This is a genomic window from Pseudomonas sp. S2_E02, from assembly GCF_054668355.1.
On the sequence record NZ_CP162761.1, the window covers coordinates 4,497,297 to 4,514,977 of the forward strand.

Annotated in this window: 17 protein-coding genes; all 17 read right to left on the reverse strand. The window is 57.0% G+C overall.

The genetic code is table 11. From position 1 onward, the window contains the following. The 17 genes from AB4O01_RS20270 to yidC all read right to left on the reverse strand — a co-directional run bounded on the left by AB4O01_RS20270 (position 1) and on the right by yidC (position 17,679). On the reverse strand, positions 1-777 hold the full coding sequence (locus AB4O01_RS20270; protein WP_007911964.1) for a DeoR/GlpR family DNA-binding transcription regulator: 777 nt from the start codon (positions 775-777) through the stop codon (positions 1-3). 231 nt (positions 778-1,008) lie between these two features. Further along, positions 1,009-2,376, reverse strand: a complete 1,368-nt coding sequence (gene glmU / locus AB4O01_RS20275; protein WP_099757595.1) for a bifunctional UDP-N-acetylglucosamine diphosphorylase/glucosamine-1-phosphate N-acetyltransferase GlmU — start codon at positions 2,374-2,376, stop codon at positions 1,009-1,011. 116 nt (positions 2,377-2,492) lie between these two features. Further along, positions 2,493-2,918, reverse strand: a complete 426-nt coding sequence (locus AB4O01_RS20280; RefSeq protein WP_093429554.1) for a F0F1 ATP synthase subunit epsilon — start codon at positions 2,916-2,918, stop codon at positions 2,493-2,495. Between the two features lie 45 nt (positions 2,919-2,963). After that, positions 2,964-4,343 (reverse strand): F0F1 ATP synthase subunit beta, encoded by a 1,380-nt coding sequence (gene atpD / locus AB4O01_RS20285; RefSeq protein ID WP_007911961.1) that lies wholly within the window; start codon positions 4,341-4,343, stop codon positions 2,964-2,966. Between the two features lie 27 nt (positions 4,344-4,370). Next, the gene (gene atpG, locus AB4O01_RS20290; RefSeq protein WP_008084419.1) at positions 4,371-5,231 is read right to left on the reverse strand and encodes a F0F1 ATP synthase subunit gamma; all 861 of its coding nucleotides are present in this window, start codon (positions 5,229-5,231) and stop codon (positions 4,371-4,373) included. 50 nt (positions 5,232-5,281) lie between these two features. After that, the gene (atpA, locus tag AB4O01_RS20295; RefSeq protein WP_016984064.1) at positions 5,282-6,826 is read right to left on the reverse strand and encodes a F0F1 ATP synthase subunit alpha; all 1,545 of its coding nucleotides are present in this window, start codon (positions 6,824-6,826) and stop codon (positions 5,282-5,284) included. 21 nt (positions 6,827-6,847) lie between these two features. After that, the gene (locus AB4O01_RS20300) at positions 6,848-7,384 is read right to left on the reverse strand and encodes a F0F1 ATP synthase subunit delta (protein WP_007911956.1); all 537 of its coding nucleotides are present in this window, start codon (positions 7,382-7,384) and stop codon (positions 6,848-6,850) included. Between the two features lie 12 nt (positions 7,385-7,396). Next, positions 7,397-7,867, reverse strand: a complete 471-nt coding sequence (locus tag AB4O01_RS20305) for a F0F1 ATP synthase subunit B (RefSeq protein ID WP_003229781.1) — start codon at positions 7,865-7,867, stop codon at positions 7,397-7,399. Between the two features lie 59 nt (positions 7,868-7,926). Then, on the reverse strand, positions 7,927-8,184 hold the full coding sequence (atpE, locus tag AB4O01_RS20310) for a F0F1 ATP synthase subunit C (protein WP_003097235.1): 258 nt from the start codon (positions 8,182-8,184) through the stop codon (positions 7,927-7,929). A 133-nt stretch (positions 8,185-8,317) separates the two neighbouring features. Next, entirely contained in the window at positions 8,318-9,187 is an 870-nt protein-coding gene (atpB, locus tag AB4O01_RS20315) for a F0F1 ATP synthase subunit A (RefSeq protein WP_093429553.1), read from the reverse strand. 16 nt (positions 9,188-9,203) lie between these two features. Next, positions 9,204-9,611, reverse strand: coding sequence for a F0F1 ATP synthase subunit I (locus AB4O01_RS20320; protein ID WP_003229783.1), 408 nt, complete (start codon positions 9,609-9,611; stop codon positions 9,204-9,206). Between the two features lie 148 nt (positions 9,612-9,759). Then, positions 9,760-10,632: a ParB/RepB/Spo0J family partition protein gene (locus tag AB4O01_RS20325; protein ID WP_034152184.1), complete on the reverse strand. Its 873-nt coding sequence runs from the start codon at positions 10,630-10,632 to the stop codon at positions 9,760-9,762. Between the two features lie 9 nt (positions 10,633-10,641). Next, complete coding sequence (locus AB4O01_RS20330; protein ID WP_008084406.1) at positions 10,642-11,439, reverse strand: ParA family protein; 798 nt, start codon at positions 11,437-11,439, stop codon at positions 10,642-10,644. A gap of 18 nt (positions 11,440-11,457) precedes the next feature. Continuing rightward, positions 11,458-12,102 carry a 16S rRNA (guanine(527)-N(7))-methyltransferase RsmG gene (gene rsmG, locus AB4O01_RS20335; RefSeq protein ID WP_038359549.1) on the reverse strand — a complete coding sequence of 215 codons (645 nt, stop codon included), beginning with the start codon at positions 12,100-12,102 and terminating at the stop codon, positions 11,458-11,460. Then, on the reverse strand, positions 12,099-13,997 hold the full coding sequence (gene mnmG, locus AB4O01_RS20340; protein WP_093429552.1) for a tRNA uridine-5-carboxymethylaminomethyl(34) synthesis enzyme MnmG: 1,899 nt from the start codon (positions 13,995-13,997) through the stop codon (positions 12,099-12,101). The genes rsmG and mnmG overlap by 4 nt, the downstream gene beginning before the upstream one ends. 552 nt (positions 13,998-14,549) lie before the next feature. Then, the gene (mnmE, locus tag AB4O01_RS20345; protein ID WP_460089358.1) at positions 14,550-15,920 is read right to left on the reverse strand and encodes a tRNA uridine-5-carboxymethylaminomethyl(34) synthesis GTPase MnmE; all 1,371 of its coding nucleotides are present in this window, start codon (positions 15,918-15,920) and stop codon (positions 14,550-14,552) included. Positions 15,921-15,999: 79 nt separating this feature from the next. Continuing rightward, positions 16,000-17,679 (reverse strand): membrane protein insertase YidC, encoded by a 1,680-nt coding sequence (gene yidC, locus AB4O01_RS20350; protein ID WP_064389679.1) that lies wholly within the window; start codon positions 17,677-17,679, stop codon positions 16,000-16,002. Positions 17,680-17,681 lie beyond the last annotated feature (2 nt).

Sequence of the window (17,681 nt, forward strand, 5' to 3'; positions counted from 1 at the left end):
TTATTTCTCCTGACTGACAGCCGCGCAAATCACGGTGATACCGCGGGCCTGTATCTGATCGCGCGCTTCGATAGGCAGGCGATCATCGGTAATGAGGGTATGGACGCTGCTCCACGGCAGTTCCAGATTGGGGATCTTGCGACCGATCTTGTCGGCCTCGACCATGACGATGACTTCTCGCGCCACCTCGGCCATGACCCGGCTCAGTCCCAGCAATTCATTGAAAGTCGTCGTGCCGCGCACCAGATCGATACCGTCGGCGCCAATGAACAACTGGTCGAAGTCGTAAGAGCGTAGTACCTGCTCGGCGACCTGGCCCTGAAAGGATTCCGAATGCGGATCCCAGGTGCCGCCGGTCATCAACAGCACCGGTTCGTGCTCAAGTTCACTCAGGGCGTTGGCGACGTGCAGGGAATTGGTCATCACCACCAAACCCGGCTGCTGGCCAAGTTCGGGGATCATCGCGGCGGTGGTGCTGCCGCTGTCGATGATGATCCGCGCGTGTTCGCGGATGCGTTTCACCGCCGCGCGGGCGATGGCCTGTTTGTACTTGGAAACGCTCTGCGCGGTTTCCGCGACCAGTTCCTGCGGCATGGTGATCGCCCCACCGTAGCGGCGCAGCAACAGACCGTGGCTTTCCAGGGCGGCGAGATCCTTGCGGATCGTAACTTCCGAGGTTTCGAAGCGCTTGGCCAGTTCATCCACACTGACTTCGCCCTGCTCGTTGAGCAAGGCGAGGATGTTGTGACGGCGTTGCGGCGTGTTGCGTTTCGACATGGCGACTTAAGTTTCGTTTCGAAAGATAACGGAAGCAATCAAAACCTATCGGCTCTAAATCGTCAAGCGGCAGCAAGGCTTTTTTGAAAACGACACAAACAAAAATGTGGGAGCGAGCTTGCTCGCGAAGGCATCGTGTCAGTCAACATCAATGTTGAATGATCTACGGCCTTCGCGAGCAAGCTCGCTCCCACATTGGATTTTCGTCGCTAAAAAGAAACTGTGGATAACTCAGCTCTTCTTGATCTTCTCCGGCCGCTTCCAGCCGTCGATATTTCTCTGCCGCGCTCGGCCCACGGCCAACTGCGCGTTATCCACATTCTGCGTAATCGTCGAGCCGGCCGCCGTGGTTGCACCATCGGAGATATCCACAGGCGCGACCAGCGAATTATTGGAACCGATGAACACATCTGCACCCAGCACGGTTCTCCACTTGTTGGCGCCATCGTAGTTGCAAGTGATGGTGCCGGCGCCGATGTTGGTACGCGCACCGATCTCGGCATCACCCAGATAAGTCAGGTGTCCCGCCTTGGCGCCTTCGCCCATGCGGGCATTTTTCAGCTCAACGAAGTTACCCACATGCGCGCGTGCTTCAAGCACGGTGCCTGGACGCAGACGCGCGAACGGGCCGGCGTCACTGCCCTCGCCCAGTACGGCACCTTCGATATGACTGTTGGCTTTGATGACCACGCCTTTGCGCAGGGTGCTGTCCTTGATCACGCAGTTCGGGCCGATCACCACGTCATCTTCGATGACCACATTGCCTTCGAGGATCACGTTGATGTCGATCAGCACATCGCGACCGACGGTCACTTCACCACGCACGTCAAAGCGCGCCGGATCACGCAAAGTGACGCCTTGCGCCATCAACCGACGACCAGCGCGCAACTGGTAATGACGCTCCAGCTCAGACAGCTGCTTGCGGTCATTGGCGCCCTGCACTTCCATCGGGTCGTGTGGTTGCTCGGTGGCGACCACCAGACCATCATTGACAGCCATCTCGATCACGTCGGTCAGGTAGTACTCGCCTTGAGCGTTGTTGTTCGACAGACGGCTCATCCAGTCAGCCAGACGATTGGCCGGGACAGCAAGAATGCCGGTGTTGCCTTCAGTAATTGCGCGTTGCGCTTCGCTGGCATCTTTGTGCTCAACGATCGCGGCCACCTTACCGTCGGCATCGCGCACGATGCGGCCGTAACCGGTCGGGTCATCCAGCTCGACGGTGAGCAAGCCCATCTGTCCAGGCACGACATGCTTGAGCAGACGCTGCAGGGTTTCGACTTCGATCAGCGGCACGTCCCCGTAGAGGATCAGCACGGTGTCGGCAGTAATGAACGGCACCGCTTGAGCGGTGGCGTGGCCGGTGCCGAGTTGCTTGTCCTGCAGGACGAAATTCAGATCGTCGGCAGCCAGTCGCTCGCGCACCACGTCGGCACCATGACCAATCACCACATGAATGCGTTGTGGATCGAGTTGCCGAGCGCTGTGGATAACATGACCCAGCATGGAGTTGCCGGCAATCGGGTGCAGCACCTTCGGCAGGGCCGAGCGCATACGGGTGCCTTGACCGGCCGCGAGGATAACGATTTCAAGAGACATGACTGGCTACCAATCCTGGGTGGTCAGCAACTGCGACCGGGTTGTAAAAATCGGAAAAGAAAAAGGGTAGCCGAGGCTACCCTTTTTTATCAATCGCACAACAAGCGGCTGACGGATTAACCGCCAAACTTCTTGCGGATCTGCTGGACGGTGCGCAGCTGAGCTGCAGCCTCGGCCAGTCGCGCGGACGCAGCTCCGTAGTCGAACTCGGCGCCACGTTCATGCAATGCCTTCTCGGCAGCCTGAACGGCTTGCTGAGCGGAGGCTTCATCCAGGTCGGCAGCACGTTGCACGGTATCGGCAAGTACCTTGACCATGTTCGGCTGAACCTCGAGGAAACCACCGGAGATGTAGAACACCTCGGCTTCCCCGCCTTGCTTGATCAGGCGGATCGGACCTGGCTTCAGATTAGTGATCAGCGGCGCGTGACCCAGAGCGATACCAAGATCACCCAGTGCACCGTGCGCAATCACCATCTCGACCAGGCCGGAAAAGATTTCCCCTTCCGCGCTGACGATATCGCAATGGACTGTCATAGCCATCTGATTGCCTCAACCTAAATTAGCGCCCGTTGCCGGGCGCCGGGATTACAGTTTCTTGGCTTTCTCGATCGCTTCTTCGATGCCGCCAACCATGTAGAACGCTTGTTCTGGCAGGTGGTCGTAGTCACCGTTGAGGATGCCTTTGAAGCCAGCAATGGTGTCTTTCAGGGAAACGTATTTACCCGAAGCACCGGTGAAGACTTCAGCCACGAAGAACGGCTGCGACAAGAAGCGCTGGATCTTACGAGCACGGTTTACCAACTGCTTGTCGGCTTCCGACAGCTCGTCCATACCCAGGATCGCGATGATGTCCTTCAGCTCTTTGTAACGTTGCAGAACGTACTGAACGCCGCGAGCGGTGTCGTAGTGGTCCTGGCCGATTACGTTCGGGTCCAGCTGGCGCGAAGTCGAATCCAGTGGATCTACCGCTGGGTAGATACCCAGGGAAGCGATGTCACGGGACAGAACGACGGTGGCGTCCAAGTGGGCGAAGGTGGTCGCTGGCGACGGGTCGGTCAAGTCATCCGCAGGTACGTATACCGCTTGGATCGAAGTGATCGAACCTTCCTTGGTCGAAGTGATACGTTCTTGCAGAACGCCCATCTCTTCAGCCAGGGTCGGCTGGTAACCTACTGCCGAAGGCATACGGCCCAGCAGTGCGGATACTTCAGTACCGGCCAGGGTGTAACGATAGATGTTGTCGACGAACAGCAGAACGTCGTTACCTTCGTCACGGAACTTCTCGGCCATGGTCAGGCCGGTCAGTGCTACGCGCAGACGGTTACCCGGCGGCTCGTTCATCTGACCGTAAACCAGTGCCACTTTGTCCAGAACGTTGGAGTCCTTCATCTCGTGGTAGAAGTCGTTACCCTCACGAGTACGCTCACCCACACCGGCGAACACGGAATAACCGCTGTGCTCGATGGCGATGTTACGGATCAGTTCCATCATGTTTACGGTTTTGCCTACACCGGCACCACCGAACAGACCGACTTTACCGCCTTTGGCAAACGGGCAAACCAGGTCGATAACCTTGATGCCGGTTTCCAGCAGGTCGTTGCCGCCTGCCTGTTCAGCGAACGAAGGCGCTGGACGGTGAATGCCCCAACGCTCTTCGGTGTCGATCGGGCCAGCTTCGTCGATCGGGTTACCGAGGACGTCCATGATCCGGCCCAGGGTCGCTTTACCGACCGGTACGGAGATGGCTGCGCCAGAGTCGGTAACTTCCAGACCGCGCTTCAAGCCCTCGGTGGAACCCATCGCAATGGTGCGAACCACGCCGTCGCCCAGCTGTTGCTGAACTTCCAGAGTGGTTTCAGCCGCGCTCACTACTTTCAGCGCGTTGTAGATGCTCGGTACGCTGTCGCGTGGAAATTCCACGTCGATAACGGCGCCGATGATTTGAACGATACGTCCGCTACTCATAGCTGGATCCTCTGAATATTTGAACCGTTAAACCGCGGCAGCGCCGCCGACGATTTCCGAGATCTCTTGGGTGATCGCAGCCTGACGCGCCTTGTTGTAGATCAGCTGCAAATCGCTGATCAAATCACCGGCGTTGTCGGTAGCGTTCTTCATCGCGATCATCCGCGCAGCTTGTTCAGCCGCGTTGTTCTCGACCACCGCCTGGTAGACCTGCGACTCAACGTAGCGGACCATCAAGCCGTCAAGCAGCTCTTTGGCATCCGGTTCGTAGAGATAGTCCCAGTGGTGCTTGAGATCCTGATCCGGGGTGGCCACCAGTGGAATCAACTGCTCCACGGTAGGCTGTTGCGTCATGGTGTTGATGAACTTGTTGGACACCACGGACAGGCGGTCAATACGGCCGTCCAGGTAGGCATCCAGCATCACCTTGACGCTGCCGATCAGATCATTGATCGACGGCTCTTCACCCAAGTGGCTGATAGCTGCAACGACGTTACCGCCGAAGTTGCGGAAAAAGGCCGCACCCTTGCTACCAACAACACACAGATCAATCTCGACGCCGTTTTCGCGGTTTACCGCCATGTCCTTGACCAGGGCCTTGAACAGGTTGGTATTCAAGCCGCCGCACAGACCACGGTCACTGCTCACCACAACATAACCGACACGCTTGATAGCGCGGTCGATCATGAACGGGTGGCGGTATTCCGGGTTGGCGTTGGCCAGATGCCCAATAACCTGGCGGATACGCTCCGCATAAGGACGGCTAGCAGCCATGCGCATTTGTGCCTTGCGCATTTTGCTGACCGCCACTTTTTCCATGGCGCTGGTAATCTTTTGCGTGCTTTTGATGCTCGCAATCTTACTGCGAATCTCTTTTGCGCCTGCCATGTAACACCTATCAGGTTAGCAAGCGGGAGCCTCGCGGCTCCCGCTGCGGCTTACCAGGTTTGGGTGGCCTTGAACTTCTCGATACCGGCTTTCATGCCAGCGTCGATTTCGTCATTGAAGTCACCTTTAACGTTGATCTTGGCCATCAAATCGGCGTGATCGCGGTTGAAGAAAGCAATCAGCGCTTGTTCGAAGCTGCCGATCTTGGCGATTTCAATGTCAGTCAGGAACCCACGCTCAGCGGCATACAGCGACAGCGCCATGTCAGCGATCGACATTGGTGCGTATTGCTTCTGCTTCATCAGCTCGGTAACGCGCTGACCATGCTCAAGTTGCTTACGGGTCGCTTCGTCCAGGTCAGAAGCGAACTGGGCGAATGCCGCCAGTTCACGGTACTGAGCCAGAGCGGTACGGATACCACCGGAGAGCTTCTTGATGATCTTGGTCTGAGCGGCACCACCCACACGGGATACCGAAACACCGGCGTTCACTGCAGGGCGGATGCCCGAGTTGAACATGGCCGATTCCAGGAAGATCTGACCGTCGGTGATGGAAATCACGTTGGTCGGAACGAACGCGGAAACGTCGCCAGCCTGGGTTTCGATGATCGGCAGTGCGGTCAGGGAACCGGTTTTGCCGGTCACTGCGCCGTTGGTGAACTTCTCTACGTATTCTTCCGAAACGCGGGATGCGCGCTCCAGCAGACGGGAGTGGAGATAGAACACGTCGCCTGGGTATGCTTCACGGCCTGGTGGACGGCGCAGCAGCAGGGAAATCTGGCGGTAAGCCACTGCTTGCTTGGACAGATCGTCATAAACGATCAGCGCGTCTTCACCGCGGTCGCGGAAGAATTCACCCATGGTGCAACCGGAGTACGGTGCCAGGAATTGCAGCGCAGGAGATTCCGAAGCACTGGCAGCCACGATGATCGTGTTGGCCAGGGCGCCGTTTTCTTCCAGCTTGCGAACCACGTTGGCGATGGTCGATTGCTTCTGACCGATAGCTACGTAGACGCAGAAAATGCCGCTGTCTTTCTGGTTGATGATCGCGTCGATCGCCAGAGCGGTTTTACCGATCTGACGGTCACCGATGATCAGCTCACGCTGGCCACGGCCGACAGGGATCATGGCATCGACAGCCTTGTAGCCAGTCTGTACAGGCTGGTCTACCGACTTACGCCAGATCACGCCCGGTGCAACTTTCTCGACCGCGTCGGTCTCGGTGTTGCCCAGTGGACCTTTGCCGTCAACAGGGTTACCCAGTGCGTCGACTACGCGACCCAGCAGTTCCTTACCAACCGGAACTTCGAGGATGCGGCCAGTGCACTTGGCGCTCATGCCTTCAGCCAGAGACTGGTAAGCGCCCAGTACAACGGCACCTACGGAGTCTTGCTCCAGGTTGAGGGCCATACCGTAGACGCCGCCCGGAAACTCGATCATCTCGCCGTACATAACGTCGGCCAGACCGTGAATCCGCACGATGCCGTCAGATACGCTGACGACAGTGCCTTCGTTACGGGCTTGGGAGGTCACATCGAGCTTGTCGATGCGGCCCTTGATAATTTCACTTATTTCGGAAGGATTGAGTTGCTGCATTGCTCTGCTGCCCCTTCAAACTCAAGATTTCAATGCTTCGGCAAGTTTCGCGATTTTGCCGCGAATCGAGCCATCGATAACCAGGTCGCCGGCGCGGATAACGACACCACCTATTAGGGCAGCATCCTCCGCAACTTGCAGGCGCACTTCCCGGTTGAGTCGTGCACTGAGAACCTTGGCGAGTTTGTCTTGCTGTTCTTGGTTCAATGCAAAAGCACTGGTCACTTCAACGTCTACCGACTTCTCTTGTTCGGCCTTGTACAGGTCGAAAAGAGCGGCTATCTCCGGCAGAAGCGGGAGACGGTCGTTTTCGGCAACGACATTGATGAAGTTCTGTGCCTTGGCATCAAACTTGTCGCCGCACACGTCAATAAACGTGGCGGCCTTTTCTGCGCTCGTCAGTCGCGGGGCCTTGAGCACGCGCTGCATGGTGTCGTCTTGCGACACCGCTGCAGCCAGGCCGAGCATGGCTGACCAATTGGCCAGTTGCTGGTGGGCCTGAGCGTGCTCGAAGGCCGCCTTAGCGTAAGGTCGGGCCAACGTGGTCAGTTCTGCCATGATCGCCCTCGCTTAGATTTCAGCAGCCAGTTGGTTAACCAGCTCTGCGTGCGCGTTTTGATCGATTGTGGCACCCAGGATCTTCTCGGCGCCGCCGACAGCCAGCAAACCCACTTGGGCGCGCAGCTTGTCTTTGACACTGTTCAGTTCCTGTTCGATCTCGGCTTGAGCCTGAACCTTCACACGGTCAGCGTCGACACGGGCCTTTTCAACGGCCTCTTCGACAATCTGGTTACCGCGTTTCTTGGCTTGCTCGATGATTTCAGCTGCCTGAGCTTTCGCTTCGCGCAGTTGCTGACCCGCTTTTTCTTGGGCCAACTCCAGGTCGCGAGCTGCACGGCTGGCAGCGTCCAGACCATCAGCGATCTTCTTTTGACGTTCGTGCAGAGCAGCGATGACCGGAGGCCATACATACTTCATGCAGAACAGTACAAAAATCAGGAACGCAACGGACTGGCCAATCAGGGTCGCATTAATGTTCACGCCAACACCTCGCAGTTACGTTGTCCATCACATCAAATTACTCGGAAGAATCCGGGTAATTAGCCAGCGATCTGACCAACGAACGGGTTCGCAAAGGTGAAGAACAGAGCGATACCAACACCGATCATGGTTACGGCGTCGAGCAGACCGGCAACGATGAACATTTTAACTTGCAGCATTGGAACCATTTCTGGCTGACGCGCTGCGCCTTCCAGGAACTTGCCGCCCAGCAGGCCGAAACCAATTGCGGTACCCAGTGCGCCCAGGCCGATCAACAGTGCAACAGCGATAGCGGTTAGACCAACTACAGTTTCCATCTTTCCTCCCGACTTTTACGTCGTATGGTTTAGGTTTTTTAGATTAAAGCGGTAAAACAAATCGTTTCAGGTGCCCTGTGAAGAGCCCCTTCCCGTTTGACCGGGAAGGACATCAGACTAGTCGAGACTGGCCTTAATGGTTTTCTTCGTGCGCCATCGACAGGTAGACGATGGTCAGCATCATGAAGATGAACGCCTGCAGCGTGATGATCAGGATGTGGAACACAGCCCACGCCCACTGCAGAACAACGCCCAGGCCGCTCAGCCAGAGCAGGCCGCTGCCGAACATCACAGCGATCAGAATGAACACCAGCTCGCCGGCATACATGTTGCCGAACAGACGCAGAGCCAGAGAGATCGGCTTGGCGATCAGGGTCACGAATTCCAGCAGGAAGTTCACCGGGATCAGCAGGGCTTGAACGAAGATGTTCTTGCTGCCGAACGGGTGCAGGGTCAGTTCGCCGATGAAGCCGCCGAAGCCCTTGACCTTGATGCTATAGAAAATGATCAATGCGAAAACCGAGAACGCCATGCCCAGAGTCGCGTTCGGGTCGGTAGTCGACACGGCGCGGAACGGGATGTGGTGGTCGCCGGTGATCAGGATGGCCAGCTGAGGAATCCAGTCGACCGGTACCAGGTCGACGGCGTTCATCAGGAACACCCAGACGAAGATGGTCAGTGCCAGCGGTGCAATCACCGGGCTACGGCCATGGAAGCTGTCTTTCACGCTGCCATCGACGAATTCGACCAATACTTCAACGAAGTTCTGCAAAGCACCCGGCTGACCCGAAGTCGCTTTCTTTGCCGCCATGCGGAAAAGAAGTACGAAGATCAGACCCAACGCGACCGACCAGCCGAGGGTATCGACGTGGAAAGCCCAGAAGCCCATTTCTTTGGCTTCTGCTGCGGTATGGGCAAAGCCCCAGCCGCCGTTAGGTAGCTGACCGAAGGTCAGGTTCTGCAAGTGGTGCTGGATATAGCCCGAAGCGGTTGTTTCTGCCATGGTTGCCTCAAACGCCCTAAGGTCTCGAAAGTCTTGTTCTCATCAGCAGGGGAGCGAACCAGCTGACCGACTGAGTCAGCACGAACGCGCCGAATACAGCTATCGGCGCCAGTGGCTTCACACCTGCAAACACCAGTGCAAAGAGCACTGCCGTCAAAATCAGTTTGCCTGCCTCGCCGGCATAAAAAGACCGGACGATGGACTGGGCTGCTCGGGCGCCGGAAAACCGAAATGCCTTGTGAGCGAAATAAACATTGGGCAGCAAGGCTATCAGGCCTCCGCAAAGTCCCGAGTATCCGGCAACGACTCCGTGCCATTGCCAGAGCGCCAAAGCGGCAATGAGCAAAATGACAAATTGAGCCATTAACACCGGAAAAACCGCCAGGCGATGGAACGGCAGGCGGTTTGGCTTGCGGGTTTCCATCACGTTTGCTCTCCAATGGTCGGCTGCCAGAATTCAATAACTTGGCATAATTTGTGCCGACAAAATGCGCGCAGAGTATAGGGGCGGTTCTGCCCCTATTCAACTGTCAGGTAGTGATTTCCGACTGCGCGCTACATGAGGAAATGTTTCAGCGGATGTGTGCGAGCACACCTTGAAGCTCATCGAGAGAGTTGTAACCGATCACCAACTGGCCCTTTCCCTTCTTCCCATGGCGAATCTGCACCGCAGAGCCTAGGCGCTCGGCCAGACGCTGTTCGAGGCGGGCGATATCCGGGTCGGGTTTGGTTGCTTCCACAGGCTCCGGTTTGCCACTCAACCACTGGCGAACCAGTGCCTCAGTTTGGCGCACGGTGAGACCGCGTGCGACAACATGTCGCGCCCCTTCCACCTGCTGATTGTCCGGCAGACCGAGCAAAGCACGGGCATGCCCCATTTCCAGGTCGCCATGGGACAGCATGGTCTTGATGACTTCCGGTAGTGCAATAAGCCGCAACAGGTTAGCCACAGTGACGCGGGACTTACCCACAGCCTCGGCGACCTGCTGCTGCGTCAGCTGGAATTCCTGCTGCAAACGCTGCAGGGCCACCGCTTCTTCGATCGGGTTGAGGTCTTCGCGCTGGATGTTCTCGATCAGCGCAATGGCGATTGCGGTTTCATCCGGCACATCGCGGACCATCGCCGGGATGGTTTCCTGCCCGGCTTGCTGACTCGCGCGCCAGCGACGTTCACCAGCGATGATCTCAAAGCGGCCACCGCCAATCGGGCGCACCACGATCGGCTGCATGACGCCTTGCGCCTTGATCGACGCTGCCAGTTCTTCCAGCGCCTGCGGATCCATGTCGCGGCGCGGCTGGTATTTGCCGCGCTGCAGCAGATCCAACGGCAAGTGCTGCAGTTCGCGGGTGTCAGCTTGCGCCGCTTGTTCTTCCAGCGCGCTGACGGTCGGACCACTCAGCAGTGCATCCAGTCCACGTCCGAGACCTCGTTTCTTGACGGCCATGGGGATTCCTTAAGTTGCCTGAGCGGCGGCGATGCGTGAGTTTTTGCGCTGACGGCGAACCATCTCGCCGGCCAGGGCCAGATAAGCCAGGGCGCCGCGCGATTGCTTGTCGTAGGCCAGCGCCGGCATGCCGTAGCTCGGCGCTTCGGCCAGGCGGATGTTGCGCGGGATCACCGTGTCGTACAGCTGATCGCCGAAGTGCTCCTTGAGCTGCGCCGAAACGTCGTTCATCAGGCTCAGGCGCGGGTCATACATGGTCCGCAGCAACCCTTCGACTTTCAGGTTCGGATTCAGCAGTTCAGCGATGCGCTTGATGTTATCCACAAGGTCGCTGAGACCTTCGAGCGCAAAGTACTCGCACTGCATGGGGATAATGACCCCGTCAGCAGCAACCAAGGCGTTCAGCGTAAGCATCGACAGCGACGGCGGGCAGTCGATCAGAATGTAATCGTAGTTTTCGCGGATTGGCGCCAGCGCGCTGCGCAGACGGCTTTCCTTCATCTGCATTTCCAGCAGCACGACTTCGGCCGCCGTCAGATCGCGGTTGGCCGGCAGCAGTTGGTAACCGCCATGTTCGGAATAGTGCATGGCCTGAGCCAGATCACATTCGCCGATCAGCAGGTCGTAGACCGAGTTTTCCAGGCCGTGTTTATCCACACCGCTACCCATGGTGGCGTTGCCCTGTGGATCGAGATCGATCAACAGCACCCGGCGCTTGGTCGCGACCAGGGATGCTGCGAGGTTGATGCAGGTGGTGGTCTTGCCCACACCACCCTTTTGGTTCGCTATCGCGAATACCTTAGCCATTCTTGCTTGTGTTCCCAATCATGCCGTGCGGCGCAGTATCAGCAGATGGCGTTGGCCTTGGCAACCGGGTACGGCCAGGGCGTGTTCGCTATCGAGTTTGAAGTCTGCCGGCAATGCTACCAGCTCATCGGCCGGATGAACGCCCTTCATTGCCAGCCAGCGTGTATCGGCGTCGCCTAAGTGGCGAGTCCAGTTGGTGAAGTTTTCCATGCTGCTGAACGCCCGGGAAATGATCCCGTTGAACGGCTGCGCAGGCTGGAACGCTTCGACACGACTGTGGATAACTTGCAGGTTATCCAGTTTGAGTTCGAGTTTGACCTGGGTCAGAAAGCGGGTTTTCTTGCCGTTGCTGTCCAGACAAGTCACTTGCGAGTCCGGATACAGGATCGCCAACGGGATTCCCGGCATGCCGCCGCCGCTACCGACGTCGAGCCAACGGCCGTTTTCGATGAACGACATCACGCTCAGGCTATCGAGCAGGTGACGCGAAACCATTTCGTCCGGATCACGCACCGCAGTCAGGTTGTAGGCCTGGTTCCATTTGATCAACAGGGCCAGATAACCCAGCAGCAATTCATGCTGGGCTTCAGTGAGGTTGACACCGAGCTCGCGGGCTCCTGTGGATAACTCTTCGGCGTGTTGCGAAGTGACCTTAGAACTCAAGCGCTTTGCTCCAACTGACGGCCCGCGCCGCGTTTTTTCAAATGAATCATCAACAGCGAAATCGCTGCCGGGGTCACACCCGGGATCCGCGAAGCCTGGCCCAGCGTCTCTGGTCGAGTCGCGCCGAGCTTGCTCTGGATCTCCTTGGAGAGACCGGAAATGTTGGTGTAATCGATATCCACAGGCAATTTCGTGTCTTCACTGGCGCGCAGACGGGCGATTTCGTCCTGTTGACGGTCGATGTAACCGGCGTATTTGGTCTTGATCTCAACCTGTTCGGCGACCTGTGGATCTTCGGCGCCATTGCCGGTCACTTCGACCAGACCAGCGTAGTCGATTTCCGGACGACTCAAGAGGTTGAGCAAGTTGTATTCGTGGGTCAGCGGCGTGCCGAATTTTTCCGCGATCGCATCGCCCTGCTGCGTATTCGGGCGAACCCAAGTGCTTTTCAGGCGCTGTTCTTCGAGTTCGATGCTTTCGCGTTTCTTGCAGAAGGCTGCCCAACGTGCGTCATCGACCAATCCGAGCTCGCGACCTTTTTCGGTCAAACGCAGGTCGGCGTTGTCCTCGCGCAGTATCAGGCGGTACTCGGCACGGGAAGTGAACATGCGGTACGGCTCTTGGGTACCGAGGGTGATCAGGTCGTCGACCAACACACCGATGTACGCTTCATCGCGACGCGGACACCAGGCTTCTTTGCCCTTGGCGCGCAGTGCCGCGTTGGCCCCGGCCAGCAAACCCTGGGCGCCAGCTTCTTCGTAACCGGTGGTGCCGTTGATTTGTCCGGCAAAGAACAGACCGCCGATGACCTTGGTTTCGAGGCTGTACTTCAGGTCGCGCGGATCGAAGTAGTCGTACTCGATCGCATAACCCGGACGCACGATGTGCGCGTTTTCCATGCCGCGAATCGATTGCACGATCTGCAATTGCACATCGAAAGGCAAGCTTGTGGATATTCCGTTCGGGTACAGCTCATGGGTGGTCAAACCTTCCGGTTCGATAAACACCTGATGGCTTTCCTTGTCGGCAAAGCGGTGGATCTTGTCTTCGATCGACGGGCAGTAGCGCGGGCCAATGCCTTCGATCTCACCGGCAGCGGAATACATCGGCGAACGGTCGAGGTTCGCCGCGATGATTTCGTGGGTGCGGGCGTTGGTGTGAGTAATCCAGCAACTGACCTGACGTGGATGCTGTTCTTTGTTACCCATGAACGACATCACCGGGATCGGCGTATCGCCTGGTTGCTCGGTCATTACCGAGAAATCCACAGACTTGCCGTCGATACGCGGCGGTGTGCCGGTTTTCAGGCGACCGACACGCAGCGGCAGTTCACGCAGACGGTGAGCCAGTGCGATGGACGGCGGATCACCGGCACGACCGCCGGAAAAATTCTGCAAACCGATGTGGATAAGTCCGCCGAGGAACGTACCGGTGGTCAACACCACAGAATCGGCGAGAAAACGCAGACCCATTTGCGTGACAACACCACGGACTTGTTCCTGCTCGACGATCAGGTCGTCAGCAGCTTGTTGAAATATCCACAGGTTCGGCTGGTTTTCCAGAATTTCGCGGACAGCGGCTTTGTACAGAATCCGGTCAGCTTGCGCACGGGTCGCCCGTACGGCCGGGCCTTTGCGGCTGTTCAACACGCGAAACTGAATGCCACCCAAATCGGTAGCGGTGGCCATCGCGCCGCCGAGGGCATCGATTTCCTTGACCAGATGGCTTTTGCCAATGCCACCGATGGCCGGGTTGCAACTCATGGCACCGAGGGTTTCCACGTTATGCGTCAGCAACAGGGTTTTTGCCCCCATACGTGCTGAGGCCAGTGCTGCCTCGGTACCGGCATGACCGCCGCCGATGACGATCACTTCAAAACGGGAAGGGAAATCCACCACGCACCTCGTGCCTGCTTAAGTAGGTAATTCAGGAATAGTTTGAGATCAGGTTTCTGAACCTGGTCGACAAGTATAGGGACTTCGCCCTTCCTAAAGAACCCTTTGCACAAAATTTAACCAGCTGTGGAGAACTCGAGGTTAAAAGAATAAAAAAGAGAGAAATTTATAAAACCTTTGTTTTTATGTTTATTTCTACTGAGGCCATTTTCTGTGGATAGATTGATGCAGGCCTTTATATACAATATGTACAGAGATTCAAAACCCTGTGACCATGTGCCAATGAGGGCCTTGGATAACCGGTTTAAGCCTGTGGATTAAAGGGTTGGTTATCCACAGAGGGGGTTATGTCCAGTTTTCAGGCCCTGTTATCAACTGCCCTTAGTGGCAGTTATTCACAGGGCTTAATCCACAGAAATACGGTGAATGAAGAAATAACAGGCACGAGAAATCCGCTCAGGGAGACGAAATCTGCCCGGCACTGGAGAAAGGTTTGAGAAAGAGGAGGCGCAGACAGGTCGCGAATGGACCTGTCTGTGGAAAGCGGAGGGTTTATTTACCGATACAGAAGCTGGAAAAGATCCGTCCCAGCAGATCATCAGAGCTGAATGCCCCGGTGATTTCCCCTAGAGAGTGCTGAGCCTGACGCAGGTCTTCGGCCAGCAACTCGCCCGCACCCGCCAGAGTCAGTTGCGCACGACCGTGTTCAAGGGCTGCACTGGCATGGCGCAACGCTTCCAGATGGCGACGACGAGCACTGAAGCTGCTTTCCGAAGTCTGCTCGTAGCCCATACAGGCCTTGAGGTGATCACGCAGGAGTTCCAGGCCATCACCTGCAGATTTGGCGCTCAGACTGATCGTCACGTGGCTATCTTCACTGACTTCCAGGGAAATGGATTCACCAGTCAGGTCTGCTTTGTTACGGATCAACGTAACCTTGGCCGGATCCGGGCGGGTTTCGAGGAATTCAGGCCACAAGGCAAACGGATCCAGTGCTTCCGGAGCGGTTGCATCGACCACCAGCAGGACGCGATCCGCTTCGCCGATGGCTTTCAATGCGCGTTCAACGCCAATCTTTTCCACCTGGTCTTCGGTATCACGCAAACCTGCGGTATCCACTACGTGCAACGGCATACCGTCGATGTGGATATGTTCACGCAAAATATCGCGGGTGGTGCCGGCAATCTCGGTGACGATCGCCGCTTCGCGACCGGCTAACGCATTCAACAGGCTGGACTTGCCGGCATTCGGACGACCGGCAATCACCACGGTCATGCCATCGCGCAACAACGCGCCCTGCCCGGCTTCGCGCAATACTGTGGATAATTCATCACGGACTGTGTCGAGCATGCTCAGCACATGGCCATCGGCGAGGAAGTCGATTTCTTCTTCCGGGAAGTCGATGGCGGCTTCGACGTAGATGCGCAGGCCGATCAGTTGTTCGGTCAAGTTATGCACACGCTGGGAAAACGCGCCTTGCAAAGAACGCAGGGCATTGCGCGCCGCCTGTGCAGAACTCGCCTCAATCAAATCGGCAATCGCCTCGGCCTGGGCCAGGTCGAGTTTGTCATTGAGGAACGCGCGTTCGCTGAACTCACCCGGACGCGCCAGACGGCAGCCCAGTTCCAGGCAGCGTTTGAGCAGCATGTCCAGAACGATCGGCCCACCGTGGCCCTGCAATTCCAGAACGTCTTCGCCGGTGAACGAGTTTGGCCCCGGGAAATATAGAGCCAGACCTTCATCGAGCACTTGCTGGTCATCACTGAAAAATGGCCCGTAATGGGCGTAACGCGGTTTCAGCTCGCGGCCGCTTATAGCTTTGGCTGCAACGCTGGCCAGCGGCCCGGAAATACGAACAATGCCCACACCGCCGCGACCCTGAGCGGTGGCGACGGCGGCGATGGTTTCACGAGGTGTGCTCATAAACCGGAATCCAGACAAAAGTGGCAGATAGCAAAACGCCCCACTAGGGGGCGTTTTGAGTGGTTATCCACAGTGTAAATCAAGCGGCTGCTTTGGTAGCCCGTTCGATCTTACGTGTGATGTACCACTGTTGGGTTATGGACAGGCAGTTGTTCACAACCCAGTACAGCACCAAACCTGCAGGGAACCACAGGAAGAAGAAGGTGAAGATGATTGGCATCATTTTCATGACCTTCGCCTGCATCGGATCCGGCGGAGTCGGGTTCAGCTGCTGCTGGATGAACATGGTTGCGCCCATGATGATCGGCAGAATGAAGAACGGATCCTTGATCGACAGGTCAGTGATCCACAGCATGAACGGCGCCTGGCGCATCTCTACGCTTTCCAGCAGAACCCAGTACAGCGAAAGGAAAACCGGCATCTGCACGAGGATCGGCAAGCAGCCGCCCAGCGGATTGATCTTCTCTTTCTTGTACAGCTCCATCATGGCTTGCGACATTTTCTGCCGGTCATCGCCATGTTGCTCTTTCAATGCAGCCAGTTTCGGTGCAACGGCACGCATGCGCGCCATCGATTTGTAGCTGGCAGCCGACAGAGGGAAGAAAAGACCCTTGATCAGCATGGTCAGGAAGATGATCGACCAGCCCCAGTTACCAACGATCGCGTGGATGTGTTGCAGCAGCCAGAAGATTGGCTGGGCAATGAACCACAGAATGCCGTAGTCGACGGTCAGTTCCAGACCTGGGGACAACTCTTTCAGTACAGCCTGGCTTTTCGGACCGGCGTACAGCACAGCGCTGGTTTCAACTTTGGCACCCGGAGCAGCGGTCAGTGTAGGACCGGTGTAACCGATGATGTAGTTGCCTTTGCTGTCTTTACGGGTCTGGACGATGTTGTTTTCGCCCTTGGCCGGAATCCACGCGGTCACAAAGTAGTGTTGCAGCCAGGCTACCCAACCACCGGTGACGGTTTCTTTCAGCTGTGCCTTGTCCATGTCCTTCATGGACACTTTCTTGTACGGCTCCGAACTTGTCCACAGGGCAGCGCCCAGGTAGGTCGCGGTGCCAGTAGCAGTAGTGGACGAAGGGTCAGCGCTGTTATCACGCTTCAACTGAGCAAACATTGCGCCGTTCCAAGGCTGAGCGCTCTGGTTATCCACAATGTAGGAAACGGCTACGTCATACAGGCCGCGTTTCAGGGTGAAACGCTTGATGTAGTTGACGCCGTCCTTGCTGAATTTCAGGTCGACGACCAGTTGGTCCTGACCGTCAGCCAGTTGATAAGTCTTCTTCTCCGAAGAGTAGACCGGACGACCGGCCGGATTTGCATCCGGGCCATTGGTGCCGATCAGGCCGCTTTGTGCCAGATAAACACGTTCGCCGCCGTTATCGAACAGCTGGAACGGCACATCAGGACGATCCTGACGACGTGGATACAAAGGCAAGGTCAGTTGAGCAACATCACCACCTTGTGGATCGATCGCCAGATCGAGCACGTCGGTTTTGATCTGGATCAGATCCTTGCTGGCGGCTACCGGTGTTTCGGCAGGTGCGCTGGTATCGCTAGCGGCGCGCGGAATATCGTCACTGGCGGCAGCATTATTGCCAGTGGCGGTGTCCGGCAAACCGGATGTAGTCGTACTGGAAGCAACATTCTGAGTCGGCAGGGCAGCCTGACCATAGTCCTGGTTCCATTTAAGGACCATAACGTAGGCCACGATTGCCAGGGCGACGATCAGGATCGTGCGTTTGATATCCATGA

Coding starts and splice junctions, on each gene's coding strand:
- AB4O01_RS20270 (WP_007911964.1), bottom strand. CDS start 777: ATGTCGAAACGCAACACGCCGCAACGCCGTCACAACATCCTCGCCTTG.
- glmU (WP_099757595.1), bottom strand. CDS start 2,376: ATGTCTCTTGAAATCGTTATCCTCGCGGCCGGTCAAGGCACCCGTATG.
- AB4O01_RS20280 (WP_093429554.1), bottom strand. CDS start 2,918: ATGGCTATGACAGTCCATTGCGATATCGTCAGCGCGGAAGGGGAAATC.
- atpD (WP_007911961.1), bottom strand. CDS start 4,343: ATGAGTAGCGGACGTATCGTTCAAATCATCGGCGCCGTTATCGACGTG.
- atpG (WP_008084419.1), bottom strand. CDS start 5,231: ATGGCAGGCGCAAAAGAGATTCGCAGTAAGATTGCGAGCATCAAAAGC.
- atpA (WP_016984064.1), bottom strand. CDS start 6,826: ATGCAGCAACTCAATCCTTCCGAAATAAGTGAAATTATCAAGGGCCGC.
- AB4O01_RS20300 (WP_007911956.1), bottom strand. CDS start 7,384: ATGGCAGAACTGACCACGTTGGCCCGACCTTACGCTAAGGCGGCCTTC.
- atpE (WP_003097235.1), bottom strand. CDS start 8,184: ATGGAAACTGTAGTTGGTCTAACCGCTATCGCTGTTGCACTGTTGATC.
- atpB (WP_093429553.1), bottom strand. CDS start 9,187: ATGGCAGAAACAACCGCTTCGGGCTATATCCAGCACCACTTGCAGAAC.
- AB4O01_RS20320 (WP_003229783.1), bottom strand. CDS start 9,611: ATGGAAACCCGCAAGCCAAACCGCCTGCCGTTCCATCGCCTGGCGGTT.
- AB4O01_RS20325 (WP_034152184.1), bottom strand. CDS start 10,632: ATGGCCGTCAAGAAACGAGGTCTCGGACGTGGACTGGATGCACTGCTG.
- AB4O01_RS20330 (WP_008084406.1), bottom strand. CDS start 11,439: ATGGCTAAGGTATTCGCGATAGCGAACCAAAAGGGTGGTGTGGGCAAG.
- mnmE (WP_460089358.1), bottom strand. CDS start 15,920: ATGAGCACACCTCGTGAAACCATCGCCGCCGTCGCCACCGCTCAGGGT.
- yidC (WP_064389679.1), bottom strand. CDS start 17,679: ATGGATATCAAACGCACGATCCTGATCGTCGCCCTGGCAATCGTGGCC.